This window comes from Bradyrhizobium sp. SZCCHNRI2009 (assembly GCF_032485115.1).
Classification (GTDB): domain Bacteria; phylum Pseudomonadota; class Alphaproteobacteria; order Rhizobiales; family Xanthobacteraceae; genus Bradyrhizobium.
Window position 1 is genome coordinate 434,014 of sequence record NZ_JAUEUH010000006.1, and the last position, 17,898, is coordinate 451,911.

The 17,898-nt window shown below is 64.8% G+C and carries 10 protein-coding genes; 3 read left to right on the forward strand and 7 right to left on the reverse strand.

Annotated features, from left to right (window positions below):
* Positions 1-166 precede the first annotated feature (166 nt).
* Positions 167-445, forward strand: a complete 279-nt coding sequence (locus QX041_RS23300; RefSeq protein WP_315750196.1) for a DUF6496 domain-containing protein — start codon at positions 167-169, stop codon at positions 443-445.
* 232 nt (positions 446-677) lie between these two features.
* On the opposite strand, the gene QX041_RS23305 is transcribed toward QX041_RS23300, so the two are convergent.
* On the reverse strand, positions 678-1,559 hold the full coding sequence (locus QX041_RS23305) for a Ku protein (protein WP_316166615.1): 882 nt from the start codon (positions 1,557-1,559) through the stop codon (positions 678-680).
* 639 nt (positions 1,560-2,198) lie between these two features.
* On the opposite strand from QX041_RS23305, the gene ligD reads away from it, so the two are divergent.
* Positions 2,199-4,889 (forward strand): DNA ligase D, encoded by a 2,691-nt coding sequence (ligD, locus tag QX041_RS23310; protein WP_316166616.1) that lies wholly within the window; start codon positions 2,199-2,201, stop codon positions 4,887-4,889.
* A 95-nt stretch (positions 4,890-4,984) separates the two neighbouring features.
* Here the strand turns inward: ligD and QX041_RS23315 are convergent, their stop codons facing one another.
* Entirely contained in the window at positions 4,985-5,149 is a 165-nt protein-coding gene (locus QX041_RS23315) for a DUF3309 family protein (RefSeq protein WP_006614022.1), read from the reverse strand.
* A gap of 170 nt (positions 5,150-5,319) precedes the next feature.
* Between QX041_RS23315 and QX041_RS23320 the strand changes: the two genes are divergently transcribed.
* Positions 5,320-5,631: a polyhydroxyalkanoic acid system family protein gene (locus QX041_RS23320; protein ID WP_315717996.1), complete on the forward strand. Its 312-nt coding sequence runs from the start codon at positions 5,320-5,322 to the stop codon at positions 5,629-5,631.
* Here QX041_RS23320 and treY read toward each other — a convergent pair whose 3' ends face one another.
* Genes treY through treS form a run of 5 tightly spaced genes read right to left on the reverse strand, consistent with a single transcriptional unit; the run spans position 5,632 to position 17,718 of the window.
* Positions 5,632-8,433 (reverse strand): malto-oligosyltrehalose synthase, encoded by a 2,802-nt coding sequence (gene treY / locus QX041_RS23325; RefSeq protein ID WP_316166617.1) that lies wholly within the window; start codon positions 8,431-8,433, stop codon positions 5,632-5,634.
* Position 8,434: 1 nt separating this feature from the next.
* The gene (treZ, locus tag QX041_RS23330) at positions 8,435-10,201 is read right to left on the reverse strand and encodes a malto-oligosyltrehalose trehalohydrolase (RefSeq protein WP_316166619.1); all 1,767 of its coding nucleotides are present in this window, start codon (positions 10,199-10,201) and stop codon (positions 8,435-8,437) included.
* Positions 10,198-12,273: a glycogen debranching protein GlgX gene (glgX, locus tag QX041_RS23335; protein WP_315750201.1), complete on the reverse strand. Its 2,076-nt coding sequence runs from the start codon at positions 12,271-12,273 to the stop codon at positions 10,198-10,200. Before glgX ends, treZ begins: the two co-directional genes overlap by 4 nt.
* 4 nt (positions 12,274-12,277) lie before the next feature.
* A complete protein-coding gene (gene glgB, locus QX041_RS23340) occupies positions 12,278-14,416 on the reverse strand; it encodes a 1,4-alpha-glucan branching protein GlgB (RefSeq protein WP_316166620.1) in 2,139 nt (712 codons plus the stop codon).
* Positions 14,413-17,718 carry a maltose alpha-D-glucosyltransferase gene (gene treS, locus QX041_RS23345; protein ID WP_316166621.1) on the reverse strand — a complete coding sequence of 1,102 codons (3,306 nt, stop codon included), beginning with the start codon at positions 17,716-17,718 and terminating at the stop codon, positions 14,413-14,415. The genes glgB and treS overlap by 4 nt, the downstream gene beginning before the upstream one ends.
* Positions 17,719-17,898: the final 180 nt, after the last annotated feature.

Below are 17,898 nucleotides of genomic sequence, written 5' to 3' on the forward strand. Positions count from 1 at the left end.
CCGTCATCGAAACGATGAGCGCGAAGCTGCATTGGAATCTCGATGTATCGACGGGCTTCGATTCCCGCGATCGTGAAAGCATGGGTGGAGGTACGCGGCATCAGCTTGCGCTTTGGAACTTTCGTCTCGCCGACGCGGTTTACGTGTCGCAATCGGGAGGATGTTCATGGCACGACAATACTCGCGCAAGGCATCGGCCAAGGTCGGCCGGGCCATGAAGAAGCGCAAGGCCGGCACGCTGCGCAGCGGCGGTTCCGGTCGCAAGGTCAAGAGCCGCAAGCAGGCCATCGCGATCGGCCTGTCGGAGGCGCGCCGCGAAGGCAAGAAGGTGCCCGCGAAAAAGAGCGCGAGGGCCTCGGCGAAGAAGACGGCCAAGAAGGCGAGCAAGAAGAGCACGAAGAAGACTACCAAGAAAACGACGAAGAAGAAGTCGAAGAAGAGCTGACGAGGCGATCATTCGGGCTACGATCATCGCGCACGCCATGACCCGCAGCCGTCGCAAAATTCTCCGCTGTCGTCCCGGCGAACGCCGGGACCCATAACCCCAGGGAGATGTTATTGCGCGGGATGTGGGACAAGTCTTACAACACCCGCCGCGGAGTATGGGTCCCGGCGTTCGCCGGGACGACGGCGGTGGGTGTGGAGGCCGCTTGCGCCACGCAGGCAGCTGCTGGCTTTCACCCCGCCTTCCTCTGCCGCGCCGCCGACCGATGCGCCTTCTTCGCCGGGCGTCGATGCGTGCTCGTCCGCCGCGACGCCGCACGCGCTGTCTTTTTTCCGCTCTTGCCGTCCAGGCTCTGCTTCAGCGCATCCATCAGGCTGACGACGTTGTCGGGCCGTTCCGCGGGCTCCGGCAGCTTGATCGGCTTGCCCGAGGCCTTGCGCTTCACCAGCGCCTTCAGCGCGGTCTCGTACTGGTCCTTGAACTCCGAGGGGTCGAAATGGGCTGCCTTGGTCTGCAGGATGTGGCCGGCCAGCTCGACCATGTCCTTGCTGATCTTCGGCGCCCTGATGTCGTCGAAGAACTCGGCTTCGTCGCGCAGCTCATAGGGAAAGCGCAGCGTGGTGCCGAGCATGCCCTTGCCCATCGGCTCGATGGCGATGACGTGCTCGCGGTTGGTCAGCACGATCCGCGCCAGCGCCACGCGCTCCTGGTCCTTCATGGCGTCGCGGATGACCGCGAAGGCGTCGAGCGCCGCCTTGCCGTCGGGGGCGATGTAATAGGGGTGGTTGAGATAGCGCTGGTCGATCTCGTCGCGCGGCACGAAGCTGTCGATGTCGATCGTGTGGTTGCTCTCGATCTGGACCGCCTCCAGCTCCTCCGGCTCGATCTCGACATACTGTCCCTTGGCGAGTTCATAGCCGCGGCCCTTCTGGTCGCCCTCGACGATGTCGCCGGTCTCGGCGTCCACCATCTGCTGCTTGAGCCGGTTGCCGGTCTCGCGGTTGATCAGATGGAAGCGCGTCTTCTCGACCGACGTCGACGCCGGATAGAGCACGACGGGGCAGCTGACGAGCGAGAGTTTGAGCGAGCCTTTCCAGTAGGCGCGGGGGGCCATCGTGGTCTCCTTGGACAATCCGGACGAGGCTGCAACGGGCAAGCATCGGTGTGGGTTCCATGGGCCCGGCGAAGGTCGCTTCGGGAAAAAATAATTCGCTTGACGACTTCGTAAAATCAGCATTATGGTCCGGCCCGTTCCGTTGCGTCGGAGGGGACGTATCGCGGTCGTCACGGACGTCGGCAGCGGAATGCGATGGGTATGTCGGATTGCAGCGTGGTTCAGTCGCGCCGACGAACAATCCGGCATGCACGGTCAAGTCGCGCGGTCCTGATACCCCGATGCTGGTATCCAGCGCAATGCGCGCAGGCGCATTGTCGTGACACGGTGGCCAACAAGCCCGGCGCACCGGGGAGAACGCGAAGCAGCCGTTAAAGCCGTCGCGCAGGGAGGGCCGGGATGTCTCGGCTGCACCTGTGGTACCTGCCGCCTGCATTTCTTTCTGCAGGCGGGCCATGGGGGCGGCGAGCTCCCGGCCTTCCCTGCGCCCTCTCGACTGGAAGAGGGCGGACGCCAGCACAGCCTGGGCCTTCATGAGCCGCGGGAACGCGGAACTTTGCCCGAAGTTATCCTGCCGATGCGGCCGGTTCCACGAGTTCGCCGGCTTTGCTACGCTACCACTCAACGCGAGGGATCACCGTGGCGCTCGGGAAGCTTTCCACCTATCGCAAGAAGCGCGATTTCGACAAGACGGCGGAGCCGTCCGGCGACGCCAAGGTCGCGCGTACGGCGCGGCCGCGCTTCGTCATCCAGAAGCATGACGCAACGCGCCTGCACTACGACCTGCGGCTCGAATTCGACGGCGTCTTCAAGTCGTGGGCCGTCACCAAGGGGCCGTCGCTCGATCCGCACGACAAGCGGCTGGCGGTCGAGGTCGAGGATCATCCGCTCGACTACGGCGATTTCGAAGGTACGATCCCGGAAGGCGAGTATGGCGGCGGCACCGTCATGCTGTGGGACCGCGGCTATTGGGACAGCGAGGACCCGGAGCGCGGGTTCAAGAAGGGCGATCTCAAATTCACTCTCGAGGGCGAAAAGCTGCATGGCAGCTGGGTGCTGGTGCGGATGCGCCACGATCGCACCGGCGGCAAGCGGACCAATTGGCTGCTGATCAAGCATCGCGACGAGTTTGCCCGGGAAGGCGAGGCCAACGATATCCTGGATGCCGACAAGTCGGTCGCCTCGGGCCGCACGATGGAGCAGATCGCGGCCGGCAAGGGCAAGGCGCCGAAGCCGTTCATGCTCGCCAAGACGCAGCGCATGAACGCGGATGCGGTGTGGCACTCCAACCGCAGTGACAGCGAAACCAAGCCGACTACGAAGGCCTCATCACCGAAAGCGAGGGCCGAGAAGGGAAACGGCACCAAGGCCCGCGTTGCGCCGAAGACGGTATCGTCGCTGCCCGACTTCGTGCCGCCCGAGCTTTGCACGTCGGTCGCGCAACCGCCGAGCGGCGAGGGGTGGGGGCATGAGATCAAGTTCGACGGCTACCGCGTGCAGATCAGGGTCGAGGGCGGCGAGGCAACCCTGAAGACCCGCAAGGGCCTGGACTGGACCGCCAAGTTCGGCGCGATTGCGGAGGAGGCTGCGAAGCTGCCGGACGCGATCATCGACGGCGAGATCGTCGCGCTCGACAAGGACGGCAATCCGAATTTCTCCGCCCTTCAGGCGGCGATCTCGGCGGGTGAAACCGACGAGCTGATCTTCTTCGCCTTCGACCTGATGTTCGCCGAGGAGTTCGACCTGCGCCGCCAGCCGTTGCGCGAGCGCAAGGCACGGCTGGCGAAGCTGCTGAAGGCGCATATCAAGGGCAAGACACCGCGGATCCGCTACGTCGAGCACTTCGAGAGCGACGGCGAAGCCGTGCTGGAGTCGGCGCGCAAGCTGAACCTCGAAGGAATCGTCTCGAAGAAGTTGGACTCGGCCTATCATTCGGGACGGACGGAGAGCTGGACCAAAGCCAAGACCAGGCCCGGCCACGAGGTCGTCATCGGTGGCTGGAAGACGACCAACGGCAAATTCCGATCGTTGATGGTCGGCGTCAACAAGGACGATCATCTCGCTTATGTCGGGATCGTCGGCACCGGCTTCGGCCAGGACACGGTGAAGGAGATCATGCCGGCGCTGAAGGCGGCGGCATCCGACAAGAGCCCGTTCAGCGGCAAGAACGCGCCGCGCAAGTCGCGTGACGTGCATTGGCTCAAGCCCGAGCTGGTCGCCGAGATCGAGTTTGCCGGCTTCACCGGCGAAGGCAATGTCAGGCAGGCCTCGTTCAAGGGACTGCGCGAGGACAAGCCGGCCCGCGAGGTCGTTGCCGAGGCGCCGGTGGTGACGACGAAGGTTGCCAGGCCGGTGGCGCGGGCCGCCGCGAGCATCGCGACCGTCGGCACCACGCTGCACAAGACGCCGTCACGCACGAAGGGCTCGGCGACCGTGATGGGCGTTGCAATCTCCAAGCCCGACAAGGCGCTGTGGCCGGACGCCGGCGACGGCGAGCCCGTCACCAAGCTTGATCTTGCGACCTATCTGGAAGCCGTCGGCAACTGGATGATCGGGCATCTGAGGGGGCGGCCGTGCTCGATCGTGCGTGCGCCTGATGGCATCGGTGGCGAAAAATTCTTCCAGCGGCACGGCATGCAGGGCATGTCGGACCTGCTGGAGCTGGTCAAGGTCTCGGGCGACCGCAAACCGTATCTGCAGATCGACCGCGTCGAGGGATTGATCGCGGTGGCCCAGGTCGCCGCCGTCGAGCTGCATCCATGGAATTGCGCGCCGGACGCCTATGACGTGCCGGGTCGGCTGGTGTTCGATCTCGATCCGGCGCCGAACGTCGCGTTCGAGGAGGTGATCGCGGCCGCCAAGGAGATGCGCCAGCGCTTGAAGAGCCTCGGACTCGAGAGCTTCTGCAAGACCACGGGCGGCAAGGGTCTGCATGTGGTGACGCCGTTGCTGCACGGCGCGCGCGACAAGGTGAGCTGGCCCGAAGCGAAGGCGTTTGCACAGGGCGTGTGCCAATGGATGGCGAACGACCGCCCGGAGCAGTACCTGCTCAACATGTCGAAGAAGCTGCGCAAAGGGAAGATCTTCCTCGACTATCTGCGCAACGACCGGATGTCGACGGCGGTCGCCGTGCTGTCGCCGCGCGCTCGCGAAGGCGCCACCGTGTCGATGCCGCTGACCTGGGCGCAGGTGAAGAACGGGCTCGAACCCAAGCGCTACACGGTCCGAACCGCGCCGGCGCTGTTGCCCAAGACCAAGGCGTGGGAGGGCTATGACGACGCGGCCGGAGCGATCAAGCCGGCGATGAGGAAGCTCGCGAACGAAGTGTAAGGGATGCGATGCGGGGGCGCAATCAAGGCCAGGCCGACGTGGCGCGGCCACGTCGGCCCGAGCTGATCAGTTGGATGGCTATGAGATCGATCGGATCAGATGCGTCCGAGCAGGACGAGAATCAGCACGATGACGATGATCAGGCCGAGGCCGCCGCCGCCGTAGTAGCCGGTGCCGTAGAACGGACCGCCGCCGATGCCGGAAAAGCCGCCGAGCAGGGCGATGATGAGAATGATGAGGATGATAGTTCCGATGGACATGTGCTTCCCTCCAGTGCCCGGCAGCGGGGCGACAACGTGCTCTGCCTTCGCCGAGGAAACTGGTTGGAACTTCGAAAGTTCCGCGTGGGAACAAGTAAAATGCAGCGTGTGTCTTTGCGGTCGTAGCCACCGATGACTACGTAGAGAGGGTTGTTAGTCAGGAGATCGCGATGTCAAGACCGCTTGTCGTTTCCATTCCGCATCGCCTCGGCAAGGACGAGGCCGTGCGCCGGCTCCAGGCCGGTCTCAGCCGCGCCGCGACCAGCGTTCCGGTCCTGAAGGTCGACGAAGAGCGCTGGGAGGGCGACAAGATGATCTTTCGCGTTCGCGCGCTCGGTCAGGCGGCGTCGGGCCATGTCGACGTCGCCGACGATCACGTGCGTGTCGAGGTCGTGCTGCCCTGGCTGCTGCAGCGCTTTGCCGAGGCGGCGCAATCCGCGATCCGCAGCCGCGGCCAGCTGCTGTTGACGAAGAAGAGCTGATCAGGTCGGCGCCGCTGCTGTCCGACGTCGACCAGGCGGGTGGGCTGCCGCGTCGGTCCGCGCCGGGATCGCCGCTGCAGGCAAATGCGTGAAGATGGAGGACACCGCCAGGATGCCGTCCTGCATGTCCGCCGGTATGTAGCCGCGGGCATGAACCTCGGCTTCGAAACCATCTGCGTGGGGCCACACCCGGCCACCGTCGGTGAAGGGTGCAAAGTTGCGCACGGTGACGACGACGACGGCGTCGCGCCCACGCCGCCGTGCGAAGGCAATGACGTGATCGGCATGACGTCCGCTCACCTCGAGCGGCTCGTAGGAGCCGTCGGTGAACACGGCGGGCATCTGGTTGCGAAGCTTCAGCAGCTCCCGCGTCCAGGCGAGCTTGATGCGGCCGTCCGGCCATTGGTCCGCGAGGTGGGCCCAGTCGGGAGTCTCGCACGCACGCAGCGCATGCTCACGCGCGGCGAAATCGACCGGGCGGCGGTTGTCGGGATCGACCATCGAAAGGTCCCAGAACTCGGTGCCCTGATAGAAATCCGGCACGCCGGGCATCGTCGCCTTCAGCGTGAGCTGGGTCAGCGAGTTCAGCGCGCCGAGCAAAGCGAGTCGCCTGGAAAGCGTCTCCAGCGACTGCAGGAACTCGGGCGAGCGCTCGCGATCCAGGATGCGGTCGATGAAGGCGCGCAGGCCGTTCTCATAGGCCTCGTTCGGATTGAGCCAGCTGGTCTCCTCCTTGCCCTCGCGCGCGGCCTTCAGCGCATAGGCCTGCAACCGCTCGGGCAGGGTGCCATCGGTGCCGCTTGCCGGCCAGATGCCGACGAGTGTCTGATACAGCATGTATTCGAACGCCGCCGAGGGCGCGCGCATCTTGCCATCCGTGATGACGTGCGGCGCGTTCAAGGTCTTCCAGCGCGCCATTGCGGACGTCCAATCGTTGGGCAGCTCGGTGATGGCGGCGAGCCGCGTGCGCGCATCCTCGCCGCGCTTGGTGTCGTGGGTAGCAGTGGCGGTCATGCCGTGCGGCCAATGCCTGCCGCGGTCCCGCATCAGCTTGTGGAAGTCGGCGATCGCCAGAGCATGCGCCGCTGGATCGCCACCGACCTCGTTGAGCGCGAGCAGTCGGTGGAAGCGGTAGAAGGCGGTGTCCTCCAGCGACTTCGCCATCATCGGCCCGGTGAACTGCTGCACCTTGAGGGCGAAGCGGCGCACACGCGGGACGCTGTGGTTGGTGCTGCGGTCGCGCTTGATGAGATCCATGGTCAGCGCATCGCGCAGGAACTCGAAGATCGAGCCGTCGGAGGCGAACCATTCGGCCCGGGCGCCTGCGATGGCGTGGTCGATCAGCTTGCGGTCGGTCTCGGTCGGGCCGGCTGTGGTGAGATAGGTGCGATAGACCGGGAAGTGAAGAACATACAGCTCGAGCGCCTGGCGCAGGATGTCTTCCGAATAGTCGCGCGTCGAGTAGTGGCCGTTGGCGATGCGCGCCAGCAGGCGGGTCAGCACGGTGAATTCGCTGGTCAGCAGCGTCTCCAGCACGCGCCGCTTGGCCTCCTTGATCACAGGCGCGAGCTTCGGCGGCTTGTTGCTGATCTGGCGCCAGATCTCGTCCAAGGGCTCCAGACCTTTGCCGTCGATCAGGACCTGGGTGATGACGTTCATCCACTCGTAGCCGGTGGTGCCGTGCACGCCGGCAAAACCCGGCAGCTTCTCGTGCTCGCAGAGAATCTTCTCGATGACGACGTAGAACGGCCCGGCTGCGGGCCCCCGAGCGTCGCGGATCAGCCGGCGCAGGCGCTGAAAATATTGTGCGGGATCGCGCAGGCCATCGATATGGTCGAGCCGCAGACCCTGCAACTGACCATCCGCGATCAGCTTCTTGACCAGCCGGTGGATCGCCTTGAACGTGCCGGCGTCCTCGACGCGCAGGCCCGCCAGCGTGTTGACGTCGAAGAAGCGGCGGTAGTTGATGTCGCTGGACGCAAGCCGCCAATGGCCGAGCTTGTAGTGCTGTCGCTCCAGCAGATGATGCAGAGCGAGCGTCTGCGCACCACGGTCGGGGCCGGCCTTATAGGCCGCGATCCCCTGGGCAATGACGTCGGCCGCGCCGGGAATGGCCTTGAGGGCCGCCTTGAACGCCGGCGCTTCCTTGCGGTTCGGATGGCGCAAGCCGCGATAGCGCGACGCCAGGTCGAGGATCGCCTTGCCGGCCTCGCTGCTCTCCTCACCGGCCTCCTTGACGATGATGCGCAATACCTCGCCATAGCGCTCGGGCGCGATCGGCAGCCGATGTTCGAAGTACCAGCAGGAGAACGAGCCTTCGTCCGGGTCGTAGCGTAGCTCGATGTCGCCATGTTCGAGCGCGTGGCCGTAGGAGGTGCCGATGATCGGCAGCAGCACGCCGCCGCGCGCGCGGTACGGCAACTGGTCCCAGTCGATGTCGAACGAGGCGGCGTGCGGCGAAGCCTGGCCCCATTCGAGCACGTCGAGCCACCATGGATTGTCGTCGAAATGCACGCCGACATGGTTCGGCACGAAGTCGAGGATGAGGCCGAGATCGTGCTGCTTCAGCGCCGCGCACAGTTTCGCAAAGCCGTCCTCGCCGCCGAGCTCGGGATTGAGCTTGGAATGATCGGTGATGTCGTAGCCATGCGTCGAGCCCTTCCGCGCCGTCATGAAGGGCGAAGCGTAGACGTGGCTGATCCCGAGCGCCTTCAGATACGGCACGACGCGCGCGGCCGATTCGAAGTTGAAATCACCCGTGAGCTGCAGGCGATAGGTCGCGAGGGGAATGGCCGGAGGCATGCTATCCCCCGATGCTCCAGAACACCGACCACGGCGGCAGGCGGTCTCCAGGCGTGTCGCCCCAGATCGGGGTGCCCGGGACGCCGGTCGGCGAAGCCGCGAGCTCCTTGTCGGAGACGTTGGCAAGCAGATTTAGCCGGCTGCCATCGCCCATCAGCCAACGCGCGCTCAGGCGACCGTCATCGGTCACGTCCGCCTCGCCGAATTTCGCTCCCGGAAGCCGCGGCGCCACCTCCTTGTGACGCACCGCAAGGAGCGCGCGCACCAGCGCGAGACGCTCGCGCCCCGGCGACTCATTGCGGGAGTCCCAGTCGATGATTGCGGACTTGAAGGTTTCGATGTCGAGCGGATCGGGAACCTCGTCGCCATATTTGGCGTACGCCCACTCATACTCCCTGCGGCGTCCGTTGCGCACGGCATGCGCGAGGTCGCCCTGGAAGTCGCAGAAGAACGGGAACGGCTGCTTCGAGCCCCATTCCTCGCCCATGTACAGCATCGGGACGGTGGGCGCGAGCAGCGTCACCGCGAGTGCCGCCGCGATCCCTTCCGGCGACGCCAGCGCCTCCAGGCGGTCGCCGAACACGCGGTTGCCGATCTGGTCGTGGTTCTGCAGGAAGTTGACGAACGCGCCGGGGGCCAGATGACCGCTCGGCTCGCCCCGCGGATCGCCGCCCCAGAATGCCGCCGGTTCGCCTTGGTAGACGAAGCCGGAGGCGAGCGCGCGAGCGAGATCGCGGCGCGGCGCCTGCTGGTAGTCGCCGTAATAGCCGCCGCTCTCGCCGGTCAGGATCACGTGCCAGGCGTGATGATAGTCGTCGTTCCACTGCGCGCGGAATTTGCCGCGCGGCGGCTCCTCTGCGGAATCCAGCATGCTGGCGCGGTTGTCGCCGTTTTCGAGCACGAGATGGATGTGCCGCCCGGTTGCTTCGACCAGCTTGCCCACGGCGGCGCTGAGATCGTGCAGCATCGGGATCTCACCCTCGTTGGACAGGATGTGATTCACGGCGTCGAAGCGCAGGCCGTCGAAGCGATAATCCGTCAGCCAATGCAACGCGTTCTGAATCGCGAAGGCGCGCACTTCGGAGCGCCGGTAGTCGATCGCGCTGCCCCACGGCGTATGCGCGTCGGTGAAGAAGGTCGGCGCATAGCGGCCGATGTAGTTTCCCTCCGGGCCGAAGTGATTGTAGACGACGTCGAGAAACACCATGATGCCACGCAGATGCGCCTCGTCGATCAGCGCGCGCAGATCATCGGGACGCCCATAGACGCTGTCCGGGGCGTAGAGCAGCACGCCGTCATAGCCCCAGTTGCGGGAGCCGGCGAAGTCCGCCAGCGGCATCAGTTCGAGCGCGGTGATGCCGGTCTCGACGAGATGATCGAGCTTGTCGATCATTGCGCGGTAGGTGCCTTCCGTCGTGAAGGTGCCGACATGGCTTTCGAGGAACACGGCATCCTGCCATGGACGACCGCGCCAGTTTTCGGAGCGCCAGGTGTAGGCACGGTGGTCGATGATTTCGCTCGGGCCGGAGACATCCTCCGGCTGGAAATCCGAGCCGGGATCTGGAACGTCGAGCTCATCGTCAATACGGAACTTATACCGCGTGCCGGCGCCGGCGCCGGCGACGTCGAGCGAATACCAACCGCCATCCCCGCGTTGCATCTCATGCTTGACGTCGAGGATCAGATCGACGCGCCTGGCGGCAGGCGCCCACAGCCGGAACGTCGTGCCGTCCTGCGTGAGCCGAGGTCCGAATTGACGGCCGTTCATGACTGGCCCGCATACGCCAGCACGGAGCGGGACGGGGCCTTGAGGTCCGCACCGGACGCGAAATCGATCGGCGTCTGCTGGGCTTCGGTGGTGTTCAGGACCTGTTGCCACGTCTTGTACTCGGCAAGCTTGGGCAATTTGAATCCGATCTCTTCGGGGGCCGCGTTCAGAACGATAAAGATCGGAGCCTGTTCCTGTTCCACCGGAGCGAGCACATAGGCGAGAAATCGTCCGTCAGGAAAGGTCCAGTCGGTTTGCGTCATCTCCTCCGCCGAAGGCGTCAGCCACAGCACGCCGAAGCTGCCGTCCGGGCGGCGGCCATCGAGCCAGCGGCGCGCGCGAATCTGGCCGAAGCGGCGGCGCAGCTCGGTCATGTGCGCGATGAAGTCGATGAGATCATCGCCCTCGCGGCCCATGCCGCTCCAGTCCACCCAGCCGACCTCGTTGTCCTGGCAATAGGCGTTGTTGTTGCCATGCTGCGAGTTGCCGACCTCGTCGCCTGCGAGCAGCAGCGGCAGGCCCTGTGCGAGGAACAGACAGGCGAGCTGGTTCTTGCGCGACTGCCGCCGCAGCGCCGTGATCGTCACGTCGTCGGTCGGCCCCTCATGACCGAAATTGTTGCTGTGGTTGTCGTTGGAGCCGTCGCGATTGTCCTCGCCGTTCGCTTCATTGTGCTTGCTGTTGTAGCTGAAGAGATCGGCCAGCGTGAACCCGTCATGGACGGTGACGTGATTGACGCTGGCGCGCTGGGTGCGGCCGTCATGGTTGAAGATGTCGGACGAGCCGGTCATGCGGCTCGACACCTCGCCGATCAGGCTGCCTTCGCCGCTCCAGTAGCGACGCATGGCGCTACGATAGCGGTCGTTCCATTCGGACCATTGCGAGGGAAATGCGCCGACCTGATAGCCGCCGAGACCGACGTCCCAGGGCTCTGCGACCAGCTTGACGCTCGCCAGTACCGGGTCCTGGCGGATCGCGGTGAGAAAGCCGCTGCGCCGGTCGAAGCCGTGCTTCTCGCGCGCCAGGGTGGTGGCAAGGTCGAAGCGGAAGCCGTCGACGTGGCAGACCTCGACCCAGTAGCGCAGCGAGTCCATCACCATCTGGAGCACACGCGGATGCGTCAGGTTAACGGACGAGCCGCAGCCGGTGAAGTCGTCGTAGAAGCGCGGATTGTCGGGCTTCAGCCAGTAGTAGGACGCGTTGTCGATGCCGCGATAGCACAGGGTGGGTCCGAGATGGTTGCCCTCGGCGGTATGGTTGTAGACGACGTCGAGCATGACCTCTATGCCGGCATCGTGCAGCCTTGCCACCGTCGTCCGGAAGGCATCGAGCGGATTGTCCTGCGCGTAGCGAAGCTCCGGCGCGAAGAACGAGATCGTGTTGTAGCCCCAGTAGTTGACCAGCTTCTTCTCGACCAGCATGCGGTCGTCGATGAAGGCGTGGATGGGAAGCAGCTCGATCGTCGTGACGCCGAGCCGCTTCAGATGCTTGATCATCGCCGGCGACGACAGCCCGCCATAGGTGCCGCGCAGATTGGGTGGGACGTCGTCGCGCTTGTTGGTCAGGCCCTTGACATGGGCCTCGTAGATGATCGTGTCCTCCCACGGGATCTGCGGCCGCATTTCGCGCCGGCCCCAGTTGAAGGTCTCGTCGATGACGACAGCCTTGGGCATGCCGCGGGCGTTGTCGCGCCGGTCGAACGAGAGATCCTCGCGCGGCGAGCCGGCGCGGTAGGCGAAATGGGCGTCGCTCCAGACCAGCCGGCCGGCGAGCCGCTTGGCATAGGGGTCGAGCAGCAGCTTGTTGGCATTGAAGCGGTGGCCCTGCTCCGGCTCGTAAGGACCGTAGACACGGTAGCCATAGAGCTGCCCCGGCGAGACATCGTTGAGATAGCCGTGCCAGACATCCTCCGTCCGCTCCGGCAGTTCGATGCGCTCGATCTCGCGCCGGCCCTGGCTGTCGAACAGGCAGAGCTCGACCTTCTCGGCATTGGCGGAGAACAGGGCAAAATTGGTCCCCCGCCCGTCCCAGGTTGCTCCGAGACGGGCGTGGCTTCCAGCGGCCAGGCGCATTGCGTCAGGCTTCCGGGAGGAGAAATACCGCTGCCATGGGCGGGAGGATGAGGTTGAGCTGGTGTTCTTCAGAGGCATGGACCTGGCCGACGTTGCCGACATTGCTGCCGCCATAATGCAGGGAGTCGGAATTGAAAGCTTCCCTCCATCTGCCGCCGAACGGCACGCGGACCCGGTAATTGTAATACACGTTGGGCGAAAAGTTCACGACGACGACGCAGCGCGCGTGCTCATCGAAGCCCTTGCGCACCCAGGCGAAGACGTTTCGGTCGGAGTCGTCGGTCGTCAACCACTCGAAGCCGTCCGGCTCGCAGTCCCGCTCATGCAGCGCCGGCACGTTGCGGTAGAGGTGGTTGAGGTCGCGGATCAGGGCCTGGATGCCGGCATATTTGGCGTCGCCGAGCAGATGCCAGTCGAGCGAGGCATCGTGATTCCACTCGCGCTCCTGGGCGAGCTCGCAGCCCATGAACAGGAGCTTCTTGCCGGGATGCCCGAACATGAAGCTGTAATAGGCGCGCAGGTTGGCAAAACGCTGCCAGTCGTCGCCCGGCATCCGGCCAAGGATGGAGCGCTTGCCGTGCACGACCTCGTCATGCGACAGCGGCAGGATGAAGTTTTCCGAAAAGGCGTAGTGCAGGCCGAACAGGATCTCGCCGTGGTGATATTTGCGGTGGATCGGGTCCTTGCTGATGTAGCGCAAGGTGTCGTGCATCCAGCCCATGTTCCACTTGTAACCGAAACCGAGCCCGCCCATGTCGACCGGGCGAGACACCTGCGGCCACGCCGTGGATTCCTCGGCAGCCGTCGTCGCCTGCGGGAAATGGCCGAACACGTCGATATTGGTCCGGCGCAGAAACTCGATGGCCTCGAGGTTCTCGCGCCCGCCATATTTGTTCGGAATCCAGCCACCGGACGGACGGCTGTAGTCGAGATAGAGCATCGAGGCTACGGCGTCGACGCGCAGACCGTCGATGCCGTAGCGCTCCAGCCAGAACAGCGCGTTCGAGCGCAGGAAATTGGCGACTTCGGTGCGGCCGTAATTGTAGATCAGCGTGCCCCAGTCGAGATGCCGGCCCTGCATCGGGTTGGCGTGCTCGTACAGCGCGGTGCCGTCGAAATGGCCGAGGCCGTGCGGATCATCCGGGAAATGGCCCGGCACCCAGTCGAGCCACACCGCGAGGCCCTCGCGGTGGCACGCATCAACCAGCGCACAGAAGTCCTCAGGACTGCCGAAGCGGCTGGTCGGCGCGAACAGGCCGGTCGGCTGATAGCCCCAGGAGCCGTCGAACGGATGCTCGCTGACCGGCAGGAATTCGATGTGCGTGAAGCCCATGTCGCGTGCATAGGCCGGCAGTTGCTCTGCGAGTTCGCGATAGGTCAGCCACTGGTTATTGTCCTTGCGCCGCCACGAGCCGAGATGCACCTCATAGATCGAGACCGGCCTGTTCAGCTTGTTGATGTCATGCGGCGCGGGCCGAGGTCGCGGCAGGCTGGACTCGTCGACCACGATCGATGCGGTCTTGGGACGCATCTCGGCCGCGAAGGCCATCGGGTCCGATTTCAGCGGCAGGTGCTCGCCCTGCGGGCCGATGATGTCGAACTTGTAGTGGTCGCCGGCCCTGGCGCGGGGAATGAACAGCTCCCAGTAGCCGTTGCCGCGGACCCGCATCGGGTGGCGCCGCGCATTCCAGAAGTTGAAATCGCCGACCACGCTGACGCGACGCGCGTTCGGCGCGAGCACGACGAATCCGACGCCGTCGACGCCGTCGAGCACCATTGGATGCGCGCCGAGCTTGTCATAGAGCCGCTCATGATTGCCTTCGCCGAGCAGATGCAGGTCGAAGTCGCTCAGGATCGGCAGGAAACGATAAGGATCTTCGAGGTCGGTGACGTGGTCGCCGAATGTCGCCCGAAGCCGATAGCGCTGCAGCGAGGGCATGGTCCCGGTGAACAGGCCGGCATCATGGATGCGCGTCAGCGCGACGACGTCGCCGTGCTCGCCGACCACCTCGACGCGGGAGGCCTCGGGCAGGAACGCGCGCACGACGGCCCGCCCGTCGACATTGTGCTGACCGAGATAGCGAAACGGGTCGGCATGCCGACCTTCGATGATCGCAAACGCCTCGGGAGAAAGATGGGTCATGAGGACTCGCTGGCTGATGCTGGCTCGGACAGGACGCGAAGCAGGTTGCTCAATGCGATGCGCAACCAGTCCGGCCGGTGAGCCAGATCATATTCGAGCGCTCCGAGGGCTTTTTCCAGCATGAAAAAGTTAAGGAGCGCCTCCGCCGTATGCGGATCGTCCGGCCAGAGGCGCTGACTGGCCTTGATCTCGCGATAGCCAGCCAAGAAGGCGGTCGCTGCCTGGTCGCGCCATTCCGACAGCGCGGCGGCGATACGGCCGTGATCGTCCTGGCTCGCCCTCAGGGCGCGCTCCTGGGCGACGCGGACCGAGCAATCGATCGAGCGCAGGAAGCCTGCGATGTCGCGCGCCGGCGGCGCCTTGCGCCGACGCTCCGCAAGCGGCTGCTCCTCGTCACCGTCGAAGTCGATGATGAAAATATCGTCCTTGACGATGAGGATCTGGCCGAGATGGAAATCGCCATGCAGCCGGATGTCGCAGCCGCCGATATGGTGCGGGATCAGGCTGCTGAGGCGCTCCGACAGCTCGCCGCGCCTGGCGAGCACCTGGTCGACCAGCCCTCGTTCCGGATCCTTGAGGTGATCGCGGCGCTCGCTCAGGCCCGTGAGGATCCGGTCAGCCTGGCCGCGCAGCCGGTCGATCCAGTGATCGAGATGATCTGCGTTCGTGGGCTCGGGTGCGAAATCGACGATGTCGCTGCGCGAGGCGAGCGCCGCATGCAACTCGCCGACGCGACGGCCTGCCTGCGCCATGTAGCGCAGATAGGGCGACAGCTCCTCGCTCTGCCGCTCGTCGCCGCTCGCGGCGAACACGCGCTGGTCGTCGACGTAGCGATCGAGATAGGCGGCGCTGACGGTCCAGCCGTCGCCCTGGTTCTCGACGAAGCCGTGGACGCAGCCGACGGTCTGCCGCTCGCCCTCCTGGATCACCTCGACACTGCCGAGCAGCGGCGGGACATTGGCGAAGCCTACGGTCTCCGTGAGGAAACCGCCGATCTCGATCTCCGGGTGCGGACCAGCCTCCAGCTCGCGGCGGAGCTTGATGAAGAACTCGTTGTTGACCACCGCCTTGCTGCTGCAGCGGTCGGTCTCGACCACGCGCACCTGCTCCGATTCGCGGATCTGCTTGTCGGGAAACCGCGACGTCGGCCGGAATTCGAGGCGCACCCCGTTTTCCTCGACCGTCAACGCTTGCTTCAGATTGTGCAGGAGCAGCGCAAGAAAGATCGGGCTCGTCGCTGCATCGAGCAGCGTTCCCTCGCGGGCGCCCTGGCGCACGGCGGCGAAGGCCTGCGGATTGTAGCGATCGCGATCGAAACGCACCCACTCGATCTGCATCGGCAGCAGATAGCGCCGCTTCTCGTCGCGCTCGGCGGCCTTGAAGAAGATCAGCCAGGGCCGATTGTCGCCGATGTCGCAGAACGGGATCGCCGAGGTCAGCGTCGGATGGATCGCGTCCGCCGAGCGCTCGGGGTACCATCGTGCGCGCGCCAGATGACCGGGCAGAACGTCGCGTTCGAACACGCTGCGAGTGCGAGCCAGCGATACCCAGGTCGAGCCGAGCGGCACGACCAGCGTCTCGAACTCCGGTACCGCGCGCTGGATGATGGGCTCCGACTTCTCGCGCTCCTTGAGCTGGAACCAGTAGAATCCGTAGGGCGCGAGCGTGATCATGTAAGGCAGCTCGCCGATGGCGGGAAAGCGCGAGCGGCCGAGCATTTCGATCGGGACGCGATCCTTGAACGGCGAGAGATCGAGCTCGGTCGCCTGCGCCGAGCGCGACAGGTTGGCGACGCAGAGGATGACCTCGTCCTTGTATTGGCGGACATAGGCCAGAACCGACCGGTTGGCCGGGCGGATGAAGGTCATGGTGCCCCTGCCGAAGGCCAGCGTCGACTTGCGCACCGAGATCAGCTTCTTGGTGGCGTTCAAAAGCGACGACAGGCTGCGCGACTGCGCCTCGACATTGACCGCCTCGTAGCCGTACACCGGGTCCATGATCATCGGCGCGTAGAGCCGCGCCGGGTCGGCGCGCGAGAAGCCCCCATTGCGGTCGGGCGTCCATTGCATCGGCGTTCGTACGCCGTTGCGGTCGCCGAGATAGATGTTGTCACCCATCCCGATCTCGTCGCCGTAATAGATGATCGGCGTGCCGGGGAACGACATCAGCAGCGAGTTCATCAGCTCGATCTTGCGCCGGTCGTTGTCCATCAGCGGCGCGAGGCGGCGGCGGATGCCGACATTGATGCGCGCACGCGGATCGTTGGCGTAGGTCGACCACAGATAGTCGCGCTCGACGTCGGTGACCATCTCCAGGGTCAGCTCGTCATGATTGCGCAGGAACAGCGCCCATTGGCAGGTCGCGGGAATGTCGGGCGTCTGGCGCAGGATGTCGGTGATCGGGAAGCGGTCCTCCTGGGCGATCGCCATGTAGATGCGCGGCATCAGCGGGAAGTGGTAGGCCATGTGGCACTCGTCGCCCTGGCCGAAATACTCCTGCACGTCCTCGGGCCACTGGTTGGCCTCGGCCAGCAGCAGCTTATCCTTGGCGTAACTGTCGAGCTCGACACGCAGGCGCTTGATGATCGCATGCGTCTCCGGGAGGTTCTCGTTGTTGGTGCCGTCGCGTTCGCAGAGATAGGGAATGGCGTCGAGCCGGAAGCCGTCGACGCCGGCATCGAGCCAGCGCTTCATCACCTGGACGATCGCGTTGACCACGCGTGGATTGTCGAAGTTGAGGTCCGGCTGGTGCGAGAAGAAGCGGTGCCAGTAGAACTGGCCGGCCTCCGGATCCCAGGTCCAGTTGGACTTCTCGGTATCGGTGAAGATGATTCGGGTGCCGAGATATTTCTGGTCGGTGTCGCTCCAGACGTACCAGTTGCGGGCGCTGGAGCCGGGCGGGCTGCGCCGGGCGCGCTTGAACCAGTGATGCTGGTCGGAGGTGTGGTTGACGACGAGTTCGGTGATCACCCGCAGGCCGCGCCGCTTGGCTTCCTGGATGAAGCGCTTGAACTCCTTCATCGTCCCGAAATCGGGATTGATGCTGCCGTAATCGGCGATGTCGTAACCGTCGTCGCGGCCGGGCGAGGGGTAGAACGGCAACAGCCACAGCGTGGTGATGCCGAGGTCCTGCAGATAGTCCAGCTTGTCGGTCAGGCCGGCGAAGTCGCCGACGCCGTCATTGTTGCTGTCGGCGAACGCCTTGACGTGCAGCTGATAGATGATCGCGTCCTTGTACCAGAGACCGTCGCCGTCGGGCTCGGTCTGCAGGCTGGGCGAATCCAGGGATGACATCAGGTTCATGAGGCCCTCACCTAGGAGAGAGGATGATGATGCGGCTGCGATCGGAGGCGTCTCGAAAGATGTCTCGGCCTCGACAGATGCGGCTCTCCTCAAAAGAGGGCAGAATAGGGGAGAAAGCGTCTTTGAGGGCGACGCTCTCGAACGTGTGCGCAAATTTGTTCACGGTGATGCCATTGACAA

Coding starts and splice junctions, on each gene's coding strand:
- QX041_RS23300 (WP_315750196.1), top strand. CDS start 167: ATGGCACGACAATACTCGCGCAAGGCATCGGCCAAGGTCGGCCGGGCC.
- QX041_RS23305 (WP_316166615.1), bottom strand. CDS start 1,559: ATGGCCCCCCGCGCCTACTGGAAAGGCTCGCTCAAACTCTCGCTCGTC.
- QX041_RS23315 (WP_006614022.1), bottom strand. CDS start 5,149: ATGTCCATCGGAACTATCATCCTCATCATTCTCATCATCGCCCTGCTC.
- QX041_RS23320 (WP_315717996.1), top strand. CDS start 5,320: ATGTCAAGACCGCTTGTCGTTTCCATTCCGCATCGCCTCGGCAAGGAC.
- treY (WP_316166617.1), bottom strand. CDS start 8,433: ATGCCTCCGGCCATTCCCCTCGCGACCTATCGCCTGCAGCTCACGGGT.
- treZ (WP_316166619.1), bottom strand. CDS start 10,201: ATGAACGGCCGTCAATTCGGACCTCGGCTCACGCAGGACGGCACGACG.
- glgX (WP_315750201.1), bottom strand. CDS start 12,273: ATGCGCCTGGCCGCTGGAAGCCACGCCCGTCTCGGAGCAACCTGGGAC.
- glgB (WP_316166620.1), bottom strand. CDS start 14,416: ATGACCCATCTTTCTCCCGAGGCGTTTGCGATCATCGAAGGTCGGCAT.
- treS (WP_316166621.1), bottom strand. CDS start 17,718: ATGAACCTGATGTCATCCCTGGATTCGCCCAGCCTGCAGACCGAGCCC.